Origin of the sequence: Heyndrickxia ginsengihumi (assembly GCF_011008565.1) — a bacterium.
Classification (GTDB): domain Bacteria; phylum Bacillota; class Bacilli; order Bacillales; family Bacillaceae_C; genus Weizmannia; species Weizmannia ginsengihumi.
Window position 1 is genome coordinate 247,777 of the sequence record NZ_JAAIWK010000001.1, and the last position, 17,633, is coordinate 265,409.

Here is a 17,633-nt window from a genome sequence, read left to right on the forward strand (position 1 = left end):
CTCTACAAAATCCCACGCTCTTTTAAAATTTTGAGACTTAAATACTTCTCAATTGTATTTTTAATAACCCTTGAATTTGTTAAGTTTTTTAGTTCTACAGCAAGTCCTTCCAACATATCTTCTTTGTCGGCTGATGACAATATATCCTTTTCCTCTTGTGGTAGACTTTCAATAGATTCATTGAATCGACTCACTAATAATGAATATTTATCCTCATAGCTTAACCCTTCAAACCGAATACATTCGGTAATTCTAGAAAAGATAGCAGAACCTACACTCTTTTCAATTTCATCTTTCGTGGAGTAGTTAGATGTACAAATAAAAATTGCATTGTCAACTTTGGCTGTATAATTCCTATCCACTATTTTACCTTCGTCAAATAGTTCATAAAATGCACTGTACAAATTAGGGTGTACTTTATCAAACTCATCAAATAATACAACATTGGTTTCCCTATAAAGTAAATTCTTCGCCAAACTATCCTCTTGTGGGTCTGAGCCAAATAAAAATCTGTAGGCATGTTCCGTTTGATACATTGATAATTGAAATCTTTTTATATTATCATTTGCATATATGGCCTCGGATATTATTTTAGCTGTTTCTGTTTTTCCCACTCCAGGAGGACCATAAAACATAATGACTATTGGTTTGTTACTGTGCCGAACTCTTGATACATTAATGACAGGCAGCAAAACATTTAGTACATGTTCTTGTCCGATAATCCTCTCTTGATATAGTTTTTTTAGTTCTATTAGTTTCTCTACAGCAAGCTTTCCGTAATCATGGTACTTTACTTCCACAACATGATTTCTTTGAAGTGATTCAACGATATTATTGGGGGGATTTTGGAAGTAAATATTTTCACATTCAACGTTCCTAAATAAGAGCATTATATTATTGATTAAATTTGTCGTCATAGATGCATACTCTTGTCTATAACAAACAATCGTGTTGTAAGAATATTCATTGGGAGTCCATGATGAATCTTCTGTTCTAATAGTAAAAGAACGTTCCACTTCAACAACTTGCATCATTACTTCATTCATTGTGGTATATGAATGTTCTTCAATAAATTCATTAAAAGCATTATCTGGACCATAAAAAATTTTAACTTTCATTATTAGCAACTCCAGCCAATATAACATCATAGACACTTAACATTTCTTCATTAACCTCTTGTTCAGTTTTGGAACCATCACTTCTTTCTCTTTCAACGAGGTTTTCAAAAGCACTATTATTATCAGTAGCCCTTTTTTCCCCGAACTCTGATTCCCATTCTAATTCTTTTTCTGTACATTCTCCTACTTTTATACCTACAATAGTAAGATTCATCTTTGTTAAGTCATTTAGTCTATAGTTATTTCTCAAAGCATTAAAATTAAATCTAAATACCTTTTTTTCCTCAACTGAGATTAACTCGTAATATCCCTTCGCATCATTAAATATTTGGTCTAATGCTCCAAGCTGAATAGGCATATCATTTCCAAATGACTCTTCTTTAATTACCTTAAGCATTGGTGATATTACTTTTAGAAATGTAACAGAATTAGGAACAAAGGATAATCTTACTCTTTCAAAAACACCAAATTCCGTTGGTAAATTCTCTTGTTTCTCCTTATATACATCATCGATAAAATTTGATAATACAGTACTACTTAGAGTTTCGCTGACTTTACTATCTCCATTTTTATTGTAGGATGCACTTCCAGCAATTCTCCCTTTTATTCCAAATAAAGAGTCAACTATTAATGATAGTATTTTAGGGTCAGATGAAGCCTCAATTCCAACTTCACCTGCAATATTTTTTACACGTTGAATAATATCAGAAGATACTTTGTCATAACGTCCACCATGTTTTGCTTCTAAATAATCCATTGCTGAACCCTCATCAAAGTAGACGACTTTTAGCAAATGGCGTTTATTAACGTCTTTCCTTTTCAAATGTATCCCTCCATACAGAGTTTGTAATCCTAAAACAAACACACTAAAAGAACGTATATTCCCATTATATATTAACTTTTAAAATAATGTAATTGAATGTCCTCATCATTCATTATACCTATCCTTAATATTGTAAGACTTTTGAGAATTACTTCTTCTTTAAACTCAATCTCCATTTCGTTTATCATTAGTTGATTTAACTCTTCAGTATCTTCCAAAATTATCATTGCTTGATAGTATGGTAGTATAAAGTCCTCTACTTTTTCACCATTGCTTAGATATTCATACAAATCCCAAAACTCTGTTTCTAAATAATCCGCTATATCCTTCTGTATTTCCGATTTCAGAGCTAATAATTCCCTTAACTGCTGGATTTTTTTCATATTATTGACCTCCATACTGTTTCTTTGAGCCTTCTGTTACCATACAAACAACAATACCGACTACAGTTCCTAATAAGAAATATGGCAATATAATCACCTCCTTTCATTCTTTTAATCCCTTATTCTTAAAATCTTTTAAGCTCGCAATTTATCATCCTTAAAGCCTTTTTTAGCTAGTGCATAAATAGTTAATCCAAATACAACTCCTGCCTTAAATAAATCAATTGGTGACATATGCTCACCTCCTTTACCGTAAAATCACGCACGAAAAAGAGTCGACAGCTCTTTAAAAGATAACCTCCCCGACTTTTTTCCATGTTTAGTTTCCCTGTAAAATCCATCCACCAACGGCTTTACACTAAACTAATAGGCTTAACAAGTTCACCTTCTTTCAACAGACCAATTCCAATATTCTCGATTCCCTGTTTGTCCTGTAATAAATAAACAACATTCGATGCACCGCCATCATAGAATAATATCCAAAATTTTAGTTCCCCCTTAAATTCATTTGGGATTCTCGCCTTAAGCTCCTCGTTCCTTATATCATCTGCCGGCAAGACCCTAACATCTGCTTTCCAATCTTTCCAGGCTAAGTGTGGATGGTGTTCCTCTATGTAGTTCCTAAATATGTTAATAATGCTCATACTTTGTTCGCTCCTTTTTATAAATCGATAAGAATAGAAAAAGAAGAAGATAAATCATCGTCATCAGATGATTTATCTTCTTCTTGTTTAGTGAAGTGTCTTACCACTTCGTTATTTAACTGTATTTGTATTGAATCAATATTACGGTTATCAGCAATTGTAACCTTATTGATGAGCAGATGTAGAAGCTGTTTTCTTTGTTCACCTGTAATAGACTGCTTATAAGATTCTGTAAAACTCTGCATCACTTGTTTGACCATTTTAAAAGTTACTTCTTTCTTAGCACTTTGTCCTAACTGTTGTTCTATTGGAGCAATTCGCTCATCCAATAGCTTTTTTTCTTCATCTAATTTATCTAGACGACTTTTTAAATCTATTTTATTTAGTATCCCATCTTCATATAATCCTAGAACTTTATCTTTTTTGGATTGTATGGCTTCTAAAGACCGCTTCAATATTGCATACTCTCTTTGGAGCGGTTCTGAGATGGTACGATAACCCTTATTAACTTTTTTAACAACATCATTAATAAGAGCATCACTACTTGCAAATTTCGCTATCTTATTTAACACATATTCATCTGCATATTCCGTTCTAACTCCATTAGAATGGCAAGCTGATGTCCCTTTATTTTTCCATTCTCCACAGACATAATATTCTAGAACCCGCTTGCTACCGTCCTTTCTTTTATTAGTTGTTCTTCCTAAAACCATACCCGCTCCGCAAACAGGACATTTCATAATACCTGTGAGTGGGAACTCTCCACTATGAACCCTATTTGGTGTCTTACTCCTACTTTTCAGTATAGATTGAGCTTTTTGCCATGTTTCTTCAGATATAATTGCTTTATGATGTCCCTTCTCAATAACTGGTTCTGGGTTAATATTATTTCTTCTTTGTTCATTCCAATCTCGCCTTACATTGTAACGAATAAAACCGATATAGATAGGATTTGTAAGAATGGTCTTAATAGCATTAATAGAAAATAGGTTACCTTTCTTGCTACGATGCCTTTCTTTGTTAACTGTATTGGCAATTGACTTATATCCATGACCTTCCGTATAAAGCCCAAAAATCCTTCTTACCGTTGCAGCTTCTTTTTCATTAACAACAAGTCTTGTTAGAGTTCTCTTTCTATTATCACCTTGAACTTGTTCAGAATCGTAGCCTAAGACTTGTCCACCATTCCACGAACCTTCTTTAGCTCTAGCTATCATGCCCATTTTGACGTTCTCTGCAATGTTATCCCTCTCAAATTCTGCAATAACTGCCATCATATTGAATTGTAGTTTTCCAGCTGATGTTTCCGTTTCGTACTGTTCTGAGTAAGACCTAAATACAATGTTCTTTTGCTTTAGGAATTCTACTATCTTCAACATATCTAATATATTTCTTGCTAGTCTATTAGACTTCCAAACCAGTACAATATCAAATAATTTCTCTTTTGCATCATCAAGTAGTTGTTGAAGGGATGCTCGTCCTTTAATAGACTTTCCACTAATCCCTCGGTCTGCATATTCCTTATATACTACATACCCTTCACGCTCACAATATTGACTTAATAGCCTTGTTTGCTCATCAATACTATAGCCTTCTTCTGCCTGTTCAGTTGTAGAAACACGAGCGTAAATAGCGACTCTTTTCTGTATTCTAGCTTGACTCACTTGGTCAAGCTGTTCTAACAAATTCACTGCAGGATTCTGCATTTGATTCACCACCTTTCATTCTTTCTCCTCTTGTCATTATTAAACGAGCAAAAGACGACAATGAAATATCCCTTTTACATGAAAGATGTTCATGTTCCAGTAATGCTGCCATCCATTGAAAATGTAATCTACCTTCAGGAGTTGAAGTATCAAATGGCTCCGTAGCCGAACATAATTCCACATCATGTTGGTCTAAATATTGTTTAATAGTTAACAGGTTTGTCATTTTTGGAGTTAAACTAAACAAATCCCACACTAACACCACATCAATTAAACCTAAAGATACATCGGTCAGTAATTGCTTAAGTGACAATCTACCCTCAATAGCATTACCATGACATCCAACATCAGAGTATACCTGTTGGATTTCATAGCCCATTCGCTCATATTTTTCTTTTAACACTTGAATATCACGATAAAGTCTATGTCCCTCAGGTTGTTCGATTGCAGTGTTTCGAGTATAGATGACAATTCTAACCTCTTTTTGATTACTTTCCGTCATTATGCTTCTCCTCCTTTTTCATTTGAACAAGTTGTCCAATAGTTCGTCACCATTTCCGCTAATATATCTAGTAATATGCTATATTGATATTCCGTCGATTCTTGTTCCATAATGTTTCCCCCTGAACAATCAATAAAATAATATATATTTTTAAGCCTGATTAACTTTTGGTTAGGGGGCAAAGGGAAGAAAAAAGGCAAAAAAAATAAACCGTCTAAAAAATAGATGATTTAATCCCAAAAAAAAAATTAAATTTTACTTCCCCTTGCCACTTTCACCCCTAACTAAAATTTTTTATAGAAATATTAACTACATACTCATAGCCATTAATCCTTTTTTGATTCAAGGCAATCCCTTTACTATCTAATACATTTTCAAAGTCTTTAAAGAAGCGTTGTCTACTTCTTAATGCTGAACTATCCATTCCTTGTTCTTGACTCCATTTCTGAAAAGCTTCATACAATGATGGTCTTCTAATTTTTGAACCTGTTTCTATCTCTACGGATGATTCAAAGAAATGTAACACTGGGTTTTGAGCTAATCGGTATTTAGTCATTTCATCTTCAATCACTTTTGAATGACTAAAAATATATTCCTGTTTCTTTAAACGATTCAATCCCTCAATCGCCCAATTAAAAATTCCAGGTAATTCTTCTTTTAGCTCCTCTAATAAATTTCTGTTACGTTCTGCTTCTGTAAATGTTCGCTTAAACGGTACAATCAGAAATTTACGGAAATAACCTTGTGTTAAATCCGTTGTGTCGGGTAACTCATTCCCCAAAAAAAGCAAACGACATTTCGACTTATAATTCACAATAGGTGAGCGGTATTTGATATTAATTGTAATGCCGTCACCACTAACAATCGATTTAAATGCTTCTGTATTTAACCTCGAACCTTGCATTTCATTCTCCGCTGCAATGTTTAACGTCTTCCCTATGATGCCTTCTAAGCCAAAGTTATTACTAAACTGCGCTAATGGTACACTACTTACATTTTCTGAACCTACTAGAATAGATACTAGGTTTGCAAGCACACTCTTACCATTAGCACCTCGACCATAGTAATACACTGCTTTTTCGCACTTGGTTTCTGTTGTTAGCCAGTAACCTAGTAGTTCTTGGTGGACTTTTATCAGTTCTTCATCATCATTTGCGATGTCTTTTATAAACTGTAAAAACTTTGGACAAGTTGCGTTTTCATTAAAACTAATAGGAACTCTAACTGTTGATAAAAACTTAGAGTGATGTTCCTCTAACTTATGAGTTTTTAAGTTATACATACCGTTCTCTAGGTTAATCCAGTCATCATCTAGATTCAGCTCTTCAATATAATAAGCTTCACGTTGAATCGCTTGGATGGCTTCTTTTTCATAACCGCTTCTCCAGCTATTTGCGTAACCCTCATTCATAAGTGTGCGTACAATTTTTCCCAATTGAACACTATTACATTCCTGATAATAGCCTCCACGATTGTAAACATAAAGTATGCCATGTTGGTCACAGCAGGTAACAACTCTTTGCAAGAAGTAATCAGCAAATAAGTTCGCATTAAAATGAAATTTTTCTTTTTTTTCGTCATAGCAAAAGCCTGTTTGAATAGCCTTTGAAATACGAATTACATCTAAAATCTCAGCACGAATTTTTTTGATACGCTCAGATTCTTCATACTTTCCTTTGTTAATATCTTTTTCACAAAAAGAAGAGTTTGCTAATAAACAATTTACTATGTCCTGTGTGTTATAACCTTTGATACCTCTAATTGCATTAAAGAAATCGCTAGCTGTTGAATCCTCATTTAAACTGGTTAGCGTTTCTTTTAATTGCTTATGCTTCTCCATGATATACATTTTTTTTATTGTAAATGGCTTAATCACTTCATTCATCATCACTTACCTCCAAAGAATCAATCATGATTTTTCTATACATGTTTAAATTTTGATGAATATTTATTACATGGCATGTACCTTTTTCACCAACAAAATTTTCAAACTCATTATCAGGAGCCAATTCGATGAATTTAGCAAACTGTTGAATAAATTCCTGATACCTTTTACCAAAGTTCATATTGTCATCGTATGAGAACACTTGCTCCTCTTCAAAACTTTCAAATTCATTTGATAATAAGAATGTGAACTTAACAAAATTGTAATTATTAGATTTTGCTCTAAATGTAGTATACTTTGTTATTTCAAAATCATAAGAAATCGAACTTACCTCTTGCTCATCTGAAACAAGGTCCATATGATTAACACTAGACCTTTTCAGTTCAACTATTTTTCTTAATCTTTCAGCACTGCAATTATACATTGACTCCACCTCATTATAATTTTTTATGAGTCCCCAAGCGTTCACGCCCGGTTCCACCGTTAAAGTTAATAGCACCATTATCAAAGTTGATTTTTCAATCGTTCGCTATCATACTTCAAAAGGTCCCTAATAGATTGTTCGGAGTTCGCGTTTTTTGTTATGCGAATTCAAATTATTAAACATCTAAAAATTTATAAAGGGGCTTCTGTTAGCCCCTTCTCTAGATAAATTCATCAGGAAACATGGGATAATATTTTTCTATATTAAGAGCCATTATGAATTCTCCTTAGCAGAATCTATAATAGAATTATCCATTTCTTTAGACAGTAAAATCTTTAAAAATTGGTTTTTTCTATAATACTCCTCTAAATACAACTCTTCTGATATATCCCTTTCACCTTCACTTAAATTGAGCTCTTTCAAATCACAAAGCTTTAGTTCACCTAGTTGGCTTAACATGTTTTCTTCTATTAATTTTTTATCTTCTTCTCCTAATTCAGAAATAAGTAGTTCATGAGGAATAAACCATATTGCATGAACTTCATCGTGGTATACATACAAATGACAAGGTGGATATTTTAAATTTTTAAAATCACTTGCAATATAATTCTTAAAAGAATTCCAATCCTTTTCATTTGCTGCTCTTTCACTTAATAGTGGATGGTAAGAGAATATCGCAAAAATGTTTTCCAAATCATAATTTTTACTTATAAATGCTCGATAACTTTCAATAAACTCCAAATCCCATTTTGTATTTCTTCTTAAATTCACCATTACTTTATCAACGCTTGAATAGTTGCTCATATTCTTGTTCCTCCTTTTCTATAGCCTATAAAAGCAATCTTTGGAAAGACAGTATCACATCTTCCAAGCATGCTTATACTATATGGCTACCTAATAGATTGTTCATTCAAAATCATTATAGTTATGCGAATACCAAATTGTAATTTTAAAATGAACACATTATACTTAAATAAAACTATTTTGGGAGTAAATAAAGTGATTTCTTTAGACAAAAAAAGAGATGTTTTTATCCTTTGGTTTATAAAACGTCATACTAAGAGAGAAATAAGTAGATTAATAAATATGAGCAGAGGAACAGTTGATAAGATTATTAAGGAGTGTCAACAAAGGATTCGTGAGCTTAATGTATCATTTGAAGCAGACCTATTGAGCCATATTGATGAAATTGTTGTTGCTCCTTCAATAGAAAGAAAGCGTAAACCCTATAAATTAAACGCAGAAACCATATCCTTTATAAAAGAACTGGTAATTAATAACGAAAAACTGATTAGTATAGATTCTGAAGATGGCAAGTCCACAAAAGAAATTTTTGAGTATTTCCAGAAGCAAAAAAAAGAGAAGCCTAATCTTATTACAGACTTCTCTCTGGATTACTTTTATAAAAAAGTGAGAGAAATTAAAGACGAAATCCATGAAAAAGGTATCTGAAATTCTAATAATCGCTAGGGAACAACATTATCTGCTTATCAGATTCATCAATAATCCAAACTGTAATATCCTTTATACTTAACACACCTTGTTCTATTATTATTTCTTGCTTAATGGCTGGCTGTTCTTGCTGATTGATTATCTTTACATTGTTACCGTCACTTTTAATTTCAAATAATTGTAAATAATCCATTGTATCTTTTCTTTTAATTGCAATTGAGTCCAGCAGCTCCCACAGGAGAACTTGTATTTCTATATTTAATTCTACATTTATTGCTCTTGTCACATACCGAGGCTTACCTTGTTTAGCCATTTTAATTTCCCCCCTCATTTAACAATTCCTTATACACCCTTACCCCATTTTTCAGACAAACTAAAAAGAGTGAATTATTGGTTTCTGCTTCTAAGGCAATTCCAATAATCCACTCTGACTCTTCATTATATATATACGTGTGAAATAAAACTGGATTCGATAATATTTGCAACACATCCTCTGAAATGAGTTCCTCATCTAGTTCCTCATGATATAGAAGTACCGTTTCCTCTCCTACCGCATTTAATTCAACTGCTACACCAAATTTCTCTTCCATAAAATCTTTCAATTGCTCGATATCAAACATGGAGTGACTCCTTTCAAATATAATATTATTAGCTCACCTTATGGCTATCGTCATACGGTACTAATTTCCACTGCCTTTTCAGAGCAGGATAGAGAGGATGGAAACCTTTTCTACCAAAATTCGCTTCTATTTGAAGAATGTTTGCTCTCTTGTCTAGTAATATGGCTAAAATCATGTTTAACCGTTCAACAGCTTTCTTATTTGTCTCTACTCCTTTTCCAACCGCAATAATGACATCATCTACTCTTGCGATAGCTTCTTGAATACATTTCAAGTTTTCAATAACGGACTCTTTCGTTTCATTTCCATCAATAGATGGAAACAAATTTACAATATCGACAACACCGTATTCCAATTTAGAAAGGTTATTAATGACATACATCGTTGTTTGGTCTTGCACAATTTCATCTGCTTGACCTGCGTTTTTCATGATGACAAGTGCTTTTTTCCTGTCCTTGTCCCACTCTTTCCTAATAAGATACTTGTTTTTCATTTCGTCATCATAAGTGACTTCTGTTTTTATCGTGCTTTTTGTTATTTTCACTGGTTTTTTCTCCTTTCAGATTATTCCCTTTTCCTTCAAAGAAATAAATGATTCATCGCCCACGATGATGTGGTCAAGAACGTCTATGCCTATGATTTTGCCTGCTTCTGCTAATCTCTTTGTAACCTCAATATCTTCTTTACTTGGTTCTGGCACCCCTGATGGATGATTGTGTCCAACAATTATTGACGCAGCATTACTTAAAATTGCTGATTTCATCACCTCTCTAGGGTGTACTACACTAGCGTTTAAGCTGCCTATGTGACAGACATTAATCGACACTGGCTGATTCTTGGTATCAAGTGAAGCAACAATAAAATGCTCTCGGTCCTTATCTGAAAGGAACAACTGCATTAATTCATAACCATCTTTAGGTGACATAACTGACCTTTCTTTATAAAGTAAGCTAGATTCCTTTACTAATTTTAATGAAACGACATTTACTCGCTTAGCTGGCGCCTCTCTTACTTCCTCTAAAAATTTGATTTGTTCAAACATACTATATTCCTCCTAATAAATTTAAAAGCCATATCCCCTTATACAAGGGGATATAGCTTTATATTTGTATACAACTTCAAATAAATAATATATATTCATAATTGATATTAAGACGCTTGCAAAAAATAACAAAATTACTTTTTCTCTATTCCTAAAAAAGAAGTGGTTTTTCGACAAAATGATAATTTTTTTACCAAATGAATAAAAAAAGAAGGATTAAAGCATGAATATAGAGAAAGAGTCTTAGCGAGGAGGTATTATTTGATGTCACACAAATTAATGTTTGTAGCTAGACCTAGCAATTGGGAGTTTATCAAAGATAAATTTGATTTCTGGCCTTTAAAACTAAAAGATGCACGATTAATTGATAGGTACGCAAATATTGATGATGAAGTATTAGTATATCTTTCACAAAAAAGTGCAATAACAGGTTTATTAAAAATCAGAGAAAAGCCTAAAAGACTAGATTCTCCATTATCCTTTACCAACAATGAATATGAATACTACTTGCCAATAACCTACAGCAAAATACTTACTGAAGATTTAAGTATTCCTCTTAGACCATTAATCTCAGAACTAGAACTTACAAAAATGAGACAAGATAATTGGGGGGCTGTTCTCCAAAAAGCAGTAGTCAAAATTAAAGAAAAGGACTTTGAACTATTATACTCAAAAATCATCTCGTAATAACCTTGCCCAAAATATGATACACCCACTAAAAATTATCCCAATACAACATAATTATTACAAGTGAAGGCATGTAAGACTAGGGGAAAGAAAATGAATAACTTTGGGTTTCTGTCCTTCCCTTAGTCACAATCCTTTTAAGGTACTTTCCTTATTATCCACAGAATCTCCCTATAAACAATTTACAAGTTCACACTGTTTAATCTAATCCCCCAAAAAATAAAACTTACAGGCAGGTAATAAAAGCTTAATTTTAGCTAAGTGGCAACATAATAAGCCATTTTGCTAATGTAAGGCGTTTTAAAATTACTCTTAACTATATATTATTTATATGACTTTAAATTAATAACAGTTATTAATCTAAAGAATAATAGGGAAAATGGGAAAACAAGGTAAGGAGGTTATACTCTTTAAAAAAAATGTCGAATAGGTTAAACTAAATAGTACTATCTTTGAGTTAATCTTATCTACAAGGTTAGACTTTCAAAGAAGGAGGTAATAATTTGAGCAAAATTTTAGTAAGTGAACAAAGAAATTATATGGTTAAAACTGTAGCTGAAGCTAAGGAAATTTCTACAGTGTTTTTGAGTAGTGAAGGTATAAACGATGTCGAATTCGGTTTACCAGAGATTGATGATAGATATGATATATGGAGAGTACCGCTATTAAGTAGTAACAATACTCTTCTTGGCCATGTTATTATAAATGCTAAAAATGGAGAAATTGATAAGAAAAAGACAACAAAAAAAGAAGTTATTGACTCTAGATTAATCTTTTCTGGTCAAAAAGAAGAAAAAAAAGTTAAAAGTAAAAAAGGTAAGTATCCTATTTCACCTCTTCCAAACATGATACTTAAAGGGGATAGTCGGGAGGTCTTGGATACTTTACCTGAAGAATCTGTTGATTTGATTTTCACTTCACCTCCATACTATAATGCTCGAACTGAATATAGCGATTATGCAACTTATGAAGAATATCTTGAAGTAATTCGAGAAGTCATCCGAAAAAGTGCAAAAGTCTTAGTCGAAGGGCGATTTTTTGTTATGAATGTTTCCCCTGTACTTATTCCACGTGCGAGTAGAAGTGAAGCATCAAAAAGAATTGCTGTACCTTTTGATATGCACAGATTATTTATTGAAGAAGGTTTCGAGTTTGTGGATGATATTATTTGGCAAAAACCTGAAGGGGCAGGATGGGCAAGCGGAAGAGGACGACGTTTTGCCGCAGACAGAAATCCATTACAGTATAAGCCTGTTCCTGTGACTGAGAATATACTTGTTTATAGGAAAAAATCTGATAAATTAATTGACTGGTTTATTCGTAGACATCCTAATCAGGAATTGGTACAAGAATCTAAAGTCGGTGATGACTATGAGAAAACAAACATTTGGTATATTAGTCCAGCTAGAGATAAGAGACATAGAGCTATTTTCCCAAAGGAACTTGCTAGAAGAGTGATACAATACTATTCATTTAAAAATGATGTAGTTTTAGACCCTTTTGGAGGAATTGGTACAACTGGAAAAGCAGCGGCTGACTTAGAACGCAGATTTGTCTTGATTGAGAAGGAAGAAGAATATGTTGAAGCTACAGTTAACGATTTAAGACAATTATATTTTGATATATTTGATGATATCGAAATAAGACGATAAAAGCAGGTTAATCCCTGCTTTTTTTTAAAAACTATGCTTATCTTTTCTTCAGAAAAACGCAAGTTGTGACTTAACACAGCTTGCGTTTTCCCTTACTCTTCAACAACAATTTTTTGTACAAATTGAGCAAGATTTATTTTATCCAATCCTTCCTCAATCCATTTATGAACTTCCTCATCAGCTAAATCAGTTAAAACCCCACCCGTACCCAAACATTCATTTAGGTATCTTGAAAAGTGTTTTATCCAAAGTTCATCTTTCATCTCTACTGCATATCCTGCGATACTTTCAGCGATAGAACTCATATGACTGTTACTTCCTATAGTATCAACTATCACTATAGTTTTAGTTAAATGGTCTACTTTTCCAATTTCACTTTCACTTCTAAATCGAGTCATCTTATCAGTAGCAATTTCTGGGTTCCCTTTACCAATAAAGCCAATATCTATACGAACAGCTTTTCGGTTGTAGACCACTGTAGCATCGATTTCTCTCTCTTCTTCTTCTGATGAGGACAACCAAAATAGCTTTTGTGAAGGGTCAACAGTTTCTGGTACTTTAGAACAATATTCAAATCCAAATAGGGTAAGGGATGCACCTAAAATCAACTTTTCAAAGAGTTTTCCACTCATTGACTTTGACGACCCTCGAACAGTTAAAGTTTGAGCTCCTATTGCTGTAAAGAGATTGTTTAAGAAATTCCAATCCACGTTTATCTCTTTTCCATTAATTGAAAGGGTCCCTTCAATATTACCAAAATTGTTTTCTAACAGTGGTACGACTTCTTCAAACGTATTTGTTAATTTATTTATATAATCGGTTAAATTTTCACGACCTCGGACAATATTGTCCAATCCTTTCTTTGTAAGACCCATTAACCATAAAGGAAGCAAACGTTGATTATCATTTCCAGATAATTGTAAAGATTTACCCAAGAAATCCAAGTAATTGTCCGTATTATTTTCTTCATGTTCTAAATCGAATAATAACTTAAAAATTGCGGCATTTGATATTATTATCCTATTTCTAGTCATGAATTCTGTAATGTCTCGAACATTTCCACCGCAAAGAACATTAAATACTAATGACCTTATACCTTCTTCTCCCAAAGCTTCTATAATGTCTTTGCTGGAAGAACGCATTAATTTTTGACCATCACTATGGTACATATCATAAAGATTTTCATGTTTTTTTAAGTATTTCTTAAACCGTTCATATTCCTTAGTATCAACTAATTCCTCCATACTAACTTCTAAATCCTTTGCTAGTACTTCCAGCTGTTGATTGGTAGGAATTCTCTTACCATTTAATATTTTACTTACAATACTACTGTCTAAAGATAAATCACTTTGATTTATCTTTTTTTCCTCAAGTAATTTTTCAATATTAATACGTAATGCTAAAAGGTTTAAATTGTTCATAAAAAAATAACCCCCTAAATTCAATTTTTTTAACCAAGTTACATCTTTTTGACAATATTAATATATCATTAATAAAGTTATAGTGTCAATATTTTTAACCAAGTTATATTTTTTTGAATTCAGAGGGTAAAAAAACCTCATTTACTTATGATACGGTTCACCGCGATTAATCCGAAAGGCACGATAGATTTGTTCTACTAGAATAAGTCTCATCAATTGGTGCGGGAAGGTCATTTTCGAGAAAGAGAGGCTTTCATTTCCTCTTTTCAGGACTTCTGGGCTAAGCCCGAGAGAACCGCCGATAATAAAAGCGATTTTGCTTTTTCCATAAGTAGCAAGATGATCAATTGTTTCAGCAAGTTGCTCTGATGTTTTCATTTGCCCTTCAATTGCTAATGTAATCACATATGTATCAGCACTAATTTTTGCTAAAATGCGTTCGCCCTCTTTTTGCTTTACTTGTATCATTTCTGCTTCGCTTAAAATTTCTGGAGCTTTTTCATCTGCCACTTCTATCATTTCAACTTTGGCATATGCAGATAATCTTTTTAAATACTCTTCAATTCCTTGTTTTAAATATTTTTCTTTAAGCTTTCCTACTGAAATAATTGAGATATTCACAAGTTACACCCACCTTATAAACAAGATACTAACAGCACTTATCCACATATCCACAAAAACTATCCACATTTTGTATAGGAATATTCGTTCCCCACCATATATATGTCCCTATTTTTCTACAATCCACAAGCTGTAGATATTGTTTTTTTCTTATAATTCGACAAAATGCTGCAATTTTATTTACTATTTTCTCTTTATCTCTGCGAATTTAAAATATTCTAACATTATGTATAAAGTTATTCACAATTAAATCTTACCAATTTATATTAAACTTATCCACATGTCAACATGACGATCATTTCCTTTTGTGGAAAAGTTTTTTATCCAAAGCGCTGTTCAACATTAAAAACACCCCAAAAGTTAGATGTTTGATCTAGCTTTCGGGGTGCAATGCACATCAGCGAGCCTTCTTTTTTTATTAATTCGTACCAGAAGCCGTTGTTAATGTAAGTGTAAAGGTTTTTGATTTTCCGCTTCGATATACCTTCACTTGAATTTTATCCCCTGGCTTTTTATTTTCATATAAATATTTTCTTAATGAAATAATATCACTAATTTTATGCCCATCTAGTTGATAAATGACATCTAGTTCTTTTAAACCTGCTTTTGCAGCTGGTGAATTAGATGTAACAGATGCGATCATGACACCATCAGTTACATTTTTCGGAAGTTTTAATGTCTCCTGTTGATGGTAGGCAGGGACGTCTGAAACATTCTGTAATTCTACCCCCATTGCCGGACGTTCAATTTTCCCTTTTGTTTCTAACTCATTAATAACTGTTTTCGCACTGTTAATTGGTATAGAGAAACCAATTCCTTCAACCGATTCTTGGGAAATCTTCATTGAGTTAATCCCTACAACTTGACCTGCAATATTAATTAATGCGCCACCGCTATTACCAGGGTTAATGGCTGCATCTGTTTGGATAACTTCTTCTTGCCAATCTTCTGTACCATCTTCATTCAAATCAACTGGAACAGTACGATTAAGCCCTGAAACAATCCCTTGTGTAACAGATCCAGAGAATTGCTCGCCTAATGGATTTCCGATTGCAATGACAGATTCGCCAAGTTTTAATGTATCTGAATTACCAAACTGCGCAACAGTATCTACATCTTTGCCATCAATTTGTAGCACCGCTAAATCTGTCCATACATCACCACCAACTAGCTTAGCTGGAAGCTTTTTGCCTGTCGATAATGTTACTTCTAGTGAATCTGCGCCTTCAATAACATGATAATTTGTGACAATATACGCTTTGTCACCAGTTTTTTTATAAATGATTCCTGAACCAGATCCTTCTTCTTGTGAAGATGAAGAAGATGATGAGCCTGAATCGTCTCCATATATATCAGATGTTGACCAAACACTTTGTTTTTGAATATTTGCAACACCTACTACAGCTTTTTCCGTTTTAGCAACTGCCTTTGTAATATCTGTCGAAACATTCAATGAAACATTTTTAGCAGTAGTAGAGGTGTTATTTGTACCAATATTATTGGATGTGCTTGTATCAGAGACAGATGAACTCGTATCATAGTTTTTCAAAACACTTGGGAAAGCAAAAGTAACGATGAGTGCCCCAACGATTACACCAACTAAGCCAGTAATAAAATAACCTAATTTACCGCCTCTTTTATTAGGTTGATGTCTCCCTTCTTGATGATTTTCATCGTAATACCCCATTACACACCATCCTTCCTGTAAAAATACAGTTAATGATTAGTTTACCAATTACTGCTTTATTATAATCAGTGATTATTAAAATTTCCTAAAAAAATATTAAGAGTTCCCAATAATTTTATTCTTCAATAACTTATATGTACTTTATATAAGGATGAATCAAAGAATGATTTAAACTGCTGTAAGTATCGTTGGAGTTTTTGGATCTGTGTCATACAATTGAAAGGTTTCACCAACGCCTAATCCTTGCGATTGTAAAGTTTGTGTTACAGACATTCGTGCTAACTCTTTCATATTATTATCTTTACTTAGATGTGCCAAATATATACGTTTGGTCTGATCACCAATGACATCACTCATTGCAAGCGCGGCATCTTCATTCGAAACATGACCAACATCACTTAATATCCGCTGTTTAATACTCCAAGGATATCGTCCCATGCGGAGCATTTCCACATCATGATTACTTTCAAAAACAAAGACATCGGCGTTTGAAATAATGCCTTTCATCCGATCACTAACATAGCCTGTATCCGTAATAATGACTAATTTTTTTCCCTCATAATGGAAAACATAAAACATCGGTTCAATAGCATCATGAGAAACGCCAAAGGATTCTATTTGCAATCCTCCAAACGTCTTCACAGCTTCCATTTCAAATGTAAATTTTAGATCTGTAGGAATTTCTCCAATTAATCCTGCCATTGCTGACCATGTTTTTTGATTTGCAAAAATCGGCAACTGATATTTCCGTGCAAGTACGCCAATTCCCTTAATATGATCACTATGTTCATGAGTAACGAGAATTCCATTTAAGTTGGCAACATTACGGTCAATTTGTTGAAACAACAGCTCCATTTGTTTTCCGCTTAAGCCTGCATCAACTAAAAAAGCCTGCTGTTCTGTTTCTACATAAACCGCATTTCCTGTGCTCCCGCTGGCTAGAACACTAAAATGCATAGACATACT

At 33.2% G+C, this 17,633-nt stretch carries 20 protein-coding genes; 3 read left to right on the forward strand and 17 right to left on the reverse strand.

The features are described from left to right. Window positions 1-2: 2 nt before the first annotated feature. The 9 genes from G4D61_RS01095 to G4D61_RS01135 all read right to left on the reverse strand — a co-directional run bounded on the left by G4D61_RS01095 (window position 3) and on the right by G4D61_RS01135 (window position 8,289). Complete coding sequence (locus G4D61_RS01095; RefSeq protein ID WP_163173016.1) at window positions 3-1,118, reverse strand: AAA family ATPase; 1,116 nt, start codon at window positions 1,116-1,118, stop codon at window positions 3-5. Further along, on the reverse strand, window positions 1,108-1,941 hold the full coding sequence (locus tag G4D61_RS01100) for a DUF6414 family protein (RefSeq protein ID WP_163173018.1): 834 nt from the start codon (window positions 1,939-1,941) through the stop codon (window positions 1,108-1,110). Before G4D61_RS01100 ends, G4D61_RS01095 begins: the two co-directional genes overlap by 11 nt. Window positions 1,942-2,012: 71 nt before the next feature. Next, entirely contained in the window at window positions 2,013-2,324 is a 312-nt protein-coding gene (locus G4D61_RS01105; protein WP_163173019.1) for a hypothetical protein, read from the reverse strand. A gap of 353 nt (window positions 2,325-2,677) precedes the next feature. Then, on the reverse strand, window positions 2,678-2,968 hold the full coding sequence (locus tag G4D61_RS01110; RefSeq protein ID WP_163173021.1) for a hypothetical protein: 291 nt from the start codon (window positions 2,966-2,968) through the stop codon (window positions 2,678-2,680). Between the two features lie 17 nt (window positions 2,969-2,985). Beyond that, window positions 2,986-4,674: a recombinase family protein gene (locus G4D61_RS01115; RefSeq protein WP_163173023.1), complete on the reverse strand. Its 1,689-nt coding sequence runs from the start codon at window positions 4,672-4,674 to the stop codon at window positions 2,986-2,988. Next, complete coding sequence (locus G4D61_RS01120; RefSeq protein ID WP_163173025.1) at window positions 4,637-5,176, reverse strand: recombinase family protein; 540 nt, start codon at window positions 5,174-5,176, stop codon at window positions 4,637-4,639. The genes G4D61_RS01115 and G4D61_RS01120 overlap by 38 nt, the downstream gene beginning before the upstream one ends. 280 nt (window positions 5,177-5,456) lie before the next feature. Then, complete coding sequence (locus G4D61_RS01125; RefSeq protein ID WP_235929295.1) at window positions 5,457-7,061, reverse strand: DNA primase family protein; 1,605 nt, start codon at window positions 7,059-7,061, stop codon at window positions 5,457-5,459. Further along, a complete protein-coding gene (locus G4D61_RS01130; RefSeq protein WP_163173027.1) occupies window positions 7,054-7,530 on the reverse strand; it encodes a hypothetical protein in 477 nt (158 codons plus the stop codon). The genes G4D61_RS01125 and G4D61_RS01130 overlap by 8 nt, the downstream gene beginning before the upstream one ends. Window positions 7,531-7,758: 228 nt before the next feature. After that, window positions 7,759-8,289 (reverse strand): hypothetical protein, encoded by a 531-nt coding sequence (locus tag G4D61_RS01135; protein WP_163173029.1) that lies wholly within the window; start codon window positions 8,287-8,289, stop codon window positions 7,759-7,761. 195 nt (window positions 8,290-8,484) lie between these two features. Here G4D61_RS01135 and G4D61_RS01140 point away from each other — a divergent pair, with 195 nt between their 5' ends. Next, window positions 8,485-8,937: an RNA polymerase sigma factor gene (locus G4D61_RS01140; protein ID WP_163173031.1), complete on the forward strand. Its 453-nt coding sequence runs from the start codon at window positions 8,485-8,487 to the stop codon at window positions 8,935-8,937. 4 nt (window positions 8,938-8,941) lie between these two features. On the opposite strand, the gene G4D61_RS01145 is transcribed toward G4D61_RS01140, so the two are convergent. Genes G4D61_RS01145 through radC form a run of 4 tightly spaced genes read right to left on the reverse strand, consistent with a single transcriptional unit; the run spans window position 8,942 to window position 10,599 of the window. Then, window positions 8,942-9,250: a DUF960 family protein gene (locus G4D61_RS01145; RefSeq protein WP_163173033.1), complete on the reverse strand. Its 309-nt coding sequence runs from the start codon at window positions 9,248-9,250 to the stop codon at window positions 8,942-8,944. A 1-nt stretch (window position 9,251) separates the two neighbouring features. Beyond that, entirely contained in the window at window positions 9,252-9,557 is a 306-nt protein-coding gene (locus G4D61_RS01150) for a hypothetical protein (RefSeq protein WP_163173035.1), read from the reverse strand. A 28-nt stretch (window positions 9,558-9,585) separates the two neighbouring features. Further along, entirely contained in the window at window positions 9,586-10,101 is a 516-nt protein-coding gene (locus tag G4D61_RS01155) for a DUF1643 domain-containing protein (protein WP_163173037.1), read from the reverse strand. 15 nt (window positions 10,102-10,116) lie between these two features. Then, window positions 10,117-10,599: a RadC family protein gene (gene radC, locus G4D61_RS01160; protein ID WP_163173039.1), complete on the reverse strand. Its 483-nt coding sequence runs from the start codon at window positions 10,597-10,599 to the stop codon at window positions 10,117-10,119. A 264-nt stretch (window positions 10,600-10,863) separates the two neighbouring features. On the opposite strand from radC, the gene G4D61_RS01165 reads away from it, so the two are divergent. Both G4D61_RS01165 and G4D61_RS01170 read left to right on the forward strand, forming a co-directional pair. Beyond that, window positions 10,864-11,286, forward strand: coding sequence for an EVE domain-containing protein (locus G4D61_RS01165; RefSeq protein ID WP_163173041.1), 423 nt, complete (start codon window positions 10,864-10,866; stop codon window positions 11,284-11,286). A gap of 503 nt (window positions 11,287-11,789) precedes the next feature. Then, on the forward strand, window positions 11,790-12,938 hold the full coding sequence (locus tag G4D61_RS01170) for a DNA-methyltransferase (protein ID WP_163173043.1): 1,149 nt from the start codon (window positions 11,790-11,792) through the stop codon (window positions 12,936-12,938). A gap of 92 nt (window positions 12,939-13,030) precedes the next feature. Here the strand turns inward: G4D61_RS01170 and G4D61_RS01175 are convergent, their stop codons facing one another. The 4 genes from G4D61_RS01175 to G4D61_RS01190 form a co-directional block, all read right to left on the reverse strand. Continuing rightward, window positions 13,031-14,359: a CfrBI family restriction endonuclease gene (locus G4D61_RS01175; protein ID WP_163173045.1), complete on the reverse strand. Its 1,329-nt coding sequence runs from the start codon at window positions 14,357-14,359 to the stop codon at window positions 13,031-13,033. 141 nt (window positions 14,360-14,500) lie between these two features. Next, window positions 14,501-14,980, reverse strand: a complete 480-nt coding sequence (gene rlmH, locus G4D61_RS01180) for a 23S rRNA (pseudouridine(1915)-N(3))-methyltransferase RlmH (RefSeq protein ID WP_025731572.1) — start codon at window positions 14,978-14,980, stop codon at window positions 14,501-14,503. Window positions 14,981-15,398: 418 nt separating this feature from the next. Then, a complete protein-coding gene (locus G4D61_RS01185; protein WP_025731571.1) occupies window positions 15,399-16,667 on the reverse strand; it encodes a S1C family serine protease in 1,269 nt (422 codons plus the stop codon). Window positions 16,668-16,835: 168 nt separating this feature from the next. After that, window positions 16,836-17,630, reverse strand: a complete 795-nt coding sequence (locus G4D61_RS01190; RefSeq protein ID WP_025731570.1) for an exodeoxyribonuclease YycJ — start codon at window positions 17,628-17,630, stop codon at window positions 16,836-16,838. Window positions 17,631-17,633 lie beyond the last annotated feature (3 nt).

Bases quoted from the DNA above. Each gene is read 5' to 3' on its own strand.
- G4D61_RS01095 (WP_163173016.1), bottom strand. From the start codon at position 1,118: ATGAAAGTTAAAATTTTTTATGGTCCAGATAATGCTTTTAATGAATTT.
- G4D61_RS01150 (WP_163173035.1), bottom strand. From the start codon at position 9,557: ATGTTTGATATCGAGCAATTGAAAGATTTTATGGAAGAGAAATTTGGT.
- G4D61_RS01145 (WP_163173033.1), bottom strand. From the start codon at position 9,250: ATGGCTAAACAAGGTAAGCCTCGGTATGTGACAAGAGCAATAAATGTA.
- radC (WP_163173039.1), bottom strand. From the start codon at position 10,599: ATGTTTGAACAAATCAAATTTTTAGAGGAAGTAAGAGAGGCGCCAGCT.
- G4D61_RS01105 (WP_163173019.1), bottom strand. From the start codon at position 2,324: ATGAAAAAAATCCAGCAGTTAAGGGAATTATTAGCTCTGAAATCGGAA.
- G4D61_RS01190 (WP_025731570.1), bottom strand. From the start codon at position 17,630: ATGTCTATGCATTTTAGTGTTCTAGCCAGCGGGAGCACAGGAAATGCG.
- G4D61_RS01110 (WP_163173021.1), bottom strand. From the start codon at position 2,968: ATGAGCATTATTAACATATTTAGGAACTACATAGAGGAACACCATCCA.
- G4D61_RS01185 (WP_025731571.1), bottom strand. From the start codon at position 16,667: ATGGGGTATTACGATGAAAATCATCAAGAAGGGAGACATCAACCTAAT.
- G4D61_RS01120 (WP_163173025.1), bottom strand. From the start codon at position 5,176: ATGACGGAAAGTAATCAAAAAGAGGTTAGAATTGTCATCTATACTCGA.
- G4D61_RS01115 (WP_163173023.1), bottom strand. From the start codon at position 4,674: ATGCAGAATCCTGCAGTGAATTTGTTAGAACAGCTTGACCAAGTGAGT.
- G4D61_RS01175 (WP_163173045.1), bottom strand. From the start codon at position 14,359: ATGAACAATTTAAACCTTTTAGCATTACGTATTAATATTGAAAAATTA.
- G4D61_RS01125 (WP_235929295.1), bottom strand. From the start codon at position 7,061: ATGAATGAAGTGATTAAGCCATTTACAATAAAAAAAATGTATATCATG.
- G4D61_RS01135 (WP_163173029.1), bottom strand. From the start codon at position 8,289: ATGAGCAACTATTCAAGCGTTGATAAAGTAATGGTGAATTTAAGAAGA.
- G4D61_RS01165 (WP_163173041.1), top strand. From the start codon at position 10,864: ATGTCACACAAATTAATGTTTGTAGCTAGACCTAGCAATTGGGAGTTT.